Annotated in this window: 1 protein-coding gene; it reads left to right on the top strand. The window is 67.7% G+C overall.

The window, feature by feature from the left end; translation table 11 throughout:
* On the top strand, positions 1-1149 hold a 1149-nt coding region (locus GSQ76_RS18345), incomplete at both ends, for a DUF2169 domain-containing protein (protein WP_158745591.1).

The following is a 1149-nucleotide window of genomic DNA, read 5'->3' as shown; positions in this document are numbered from 1 at the left end:
CGTTCCGAGCGACGTGCCGCCCAACTTATCCGGAGACGATCCCGCCGGTCCCAACGAAGCACCCTCCTACGCCTCCGACTTCGTCGCCTACAAACCCCGTGGCGATTTCCTGGTTGCGGCCACCGCCCATGCTCAGGGTGGCTCCCCGGTCCAGGCCTGTTTGGTCTCCATTGGCATCGGCTCCCGTAAAACCCTTGCCGTAACGGGAGACCGGCACTGGATCACCAGCCCGCTCGGCTCACAGCCCAGCAAGCCGATCCCTTTCCTTACCATGCCGATCGGCTACGACCGCGCGTTTGGGGGTCCACGCGACCGGCGCAATCCAGCCGGGTGCGGCACCGATCTGGTCCTGCCCAATGTCGAACGCCCAGACCAGCGCATTACGACAACGTTCGCTCGGCCCGACCCGGCGGGGTTCGGGCCGCTTGGCTCCACCTGGCAGACCCGCATCAGCCGCGCCGGGACTTACGACAACCGCTGGTTGGAGCAGCGTTGGCCCTGGTTCCCCACCGATTTCGATTGGGCGTTCTTCAACGCTGCGCCGCCCGACCAGCAATTCCCGCATTTCCGCGGGGATGAAGAACTGTGGTTCGAGAATCTCCATCCGAAGCACCCGCGCCTGCGCTGCCAGTTACCCGGCGTCGTCGCGCGCATCTTCGTCGAACGGCCGGAATCGTTTGACGATGTTGCCGCCCGGCTCGATACGATCTGGGTGGACCCCGCCTCGGAACGCCTGGTGCTGGTGTGGCGGGGCACCGCCGCTGTCGACTCACCTCGGCTCCGCCCGCTCAGCGCCCTCTGCGCGACGCTGGAGCCGCTGAGCACACCCGCCGACCTCGCAGTCCACTACGCGACCTTCATGGCCCTGAAGGACGAAGTAGTGGAAGCTAGCACGGCTGCCGCAGCAGCCGCACGCGCGGCTGCCGACCAGCACCGGACAGCGGCCGAACAGCGAATTGCCGCCGCACGCGCCCAGGTCGACGTCGCCAGGGAGGAGGTTCAGGCGCGGATCCAGGCGCCGAATGTCGCGGTTTGGTCCGCTCGGAAAAAGCCGCGGCCCAGCGACCCGGCGGCCGCACTCGCCACGGCTGTCGATGCCCTCCGCGCCCGCGACCCAATCCGCGCAAAGGCGATGGAGGATCGCATCGC

The sequence above is a fragment of the Acidisphaera sp. L21 genome (assembly GCF_009765685.1).
In the GTDB taxonomy this organism is placed as follows: domain Bacteria; phylum Pseudomonadota; class Alphaproteobacteria; order Acetobacterales; family Acetobacteraceae; genus LMUY01.
The sequence above is the reverse complement of the archived record's forward strand: the minus strand, read 5'-3'. Positions and strand labels throughout refer to the sequence as shown.